At 76.0% G+C, this 1,453-nt stretch carries 3 protein-coding genes; all 3 read left to right on the top strand.

The genetic code is table 11. The features are described 5' to 3' along the window. The coding region (locus AC2W7M_RS25320) for a phosphonate C-P lyase system protein PhnG (RefSeq protein WP_486135853.1) at positions 1 to 297 on the top strand (297 nt) is incomplete at its 5' end. A 79-nt stretch (positions 298 to 376) separates the two neighbouring features. Continuing rightward, complete coding sequence (phnH, locus tag AC2W7M_RS25315; protein ID WP_486135852.1) at positions 377 to 895, top strand: phosphonate C-P lyase system protein PhnH; 519 nt, start codon at positions 377 to 379, stop codon at positions 893 to 895. Next, the coding region (locus tag AC2W7M_RS25310) for a carbon-phosphorus lyase complex subunit PhnI (RefSeq protein ID WP_486135850.1) at positions 895 to 1,453 on the top strand (559 nt) is incomplete at its 3' end. The genes phnH and AC2W7M_RS25310, both read left to right, overlap by 1 nt.

The following is a 1,453-nucleotide window of genomic DNA, read 5'->3' as shown; positions in this document are numbered from 1 at the left end:
GCCGATCGGGCGGCGACGGCGCGCCCTTCAATCTCGGCGAGGCGACGGCGACCCCGTGCGGCGGTGCGGCTCGAGACCGGCGCAACCGGGTTCGGCTACCGGCTCGGCCGGGCGCCGGACGAGACCCGCGCCGCGGCCATTCTCGACGCGCTGTGGCTCGACGCCGCGCAACGCGACGGGGTCGAGGCGGCGCTGGCTCCGGTGGCCGAGCGCCTGCGCGGCGAAGCGGCGGCAAGCCGCGCCCGCACCGACGCCACCCGGGTGGACTTCCTCACGCTCATGCGGGGGGAGGATTGATGGCGGCGCCCGCTCTCGCGCCCGGCTTCGCCGATCCGGTGCACCAGTCCCAGCGTGCCTTCCGCGCCCTCATGGCGCCATGGCCGAACCGGGGCGCATCTTCGCGCTTCCCGCGCCGCTCGCGCCGCCGGCGCCGCTCACCCCCGAACTGGCGGCACTGGCGCTGACGCTCGCCGACTTCGAGACGCCGCTGTTCCTCGATGCGCCTTTGGCGGCGGGCGAAGCGGTGCGCGGCTTCCTCGCCTTCCACACCGGCGCGCCGATCGTCGCCGATCCGTCCGCCGCCTGCTTCGCGCTGCTGCGGGACGGCGCGGCGCTGCCCGACCTCTCCGCTTTTGCCCAGGGCGAGCCGGACTATCCGGATCGCGCGGCGACGCTGATCGTCGCCGTGGACCAGATGGGCGACGGCCCGCTGCGGCTGGAAGGCCCCGGCATTTCCGGCCGCCGGACCTTCGGCGCGGCGCCGCTGCCGGCCGACTTTTCCAGGCGCCTCGCGGCCAATGGGCGCGGCTTTCCGCTCGGCGTCGACATCGTGCTGACCGCGCCCAGCCGCATCGCGGCGCTGCCGCGTTCGGTGCGGCTGGCGGAGGGCGGCTGATGTATGTGGCGGCCAAAGGCGGGGAGACGGCGATCCGCGCCGCCCACAAGCTGCTCGACGAGCGGCGCCGCGGCGACCCCGCGGTCCCGGAGATCGGCCTCGACCAGATCGCCGGGCAGTTCGCCCTCGCGGTGGACCGGGTGATGGCGGAAGGTTCGCTCTACGACCGGGAACTGGCGGCGCTGGCCCTGAAGCAGGCGCGGGGCGACATGATCGAGGCGGTGTTCCTCGCCCGCGCGTTCCGCGCGACCCTGCCGCGCTTCGGCGCCAGCGTGCCCGTGGACACCGGGACCATGGCGGTGGAGCGGCGCGTCTCCGCCACCTTCAAGGACGTGCCGGGCGGCCAGGTGCTCGGCCCCACCTTCGACTATACCCACCGCCTGCTGGACGGGCGGCTCGCCGTGGACGCCGGCGCGGCGCCCTCCCCTCCCCCGCAGGGGCGCGCCCTCCACCCCGCCCTCGCCGGCCGAGGACGGGCCTTTCCCCAGTCGCGGAGGCGATGCCCCGGGTCACCGCATCTCATCGCCGCCGACGGCCTGATCGAGCCGTCGCCCGCCG

This window comes from Xanthobacter sp. BG11Y11_SDJG, assembly GCF_057364445.1.
The sequence above is the reverse complement of the archived record's forward strand: the minus strand, read 5'-3'. Positions and strand labels throughout refer to the sequence as shown.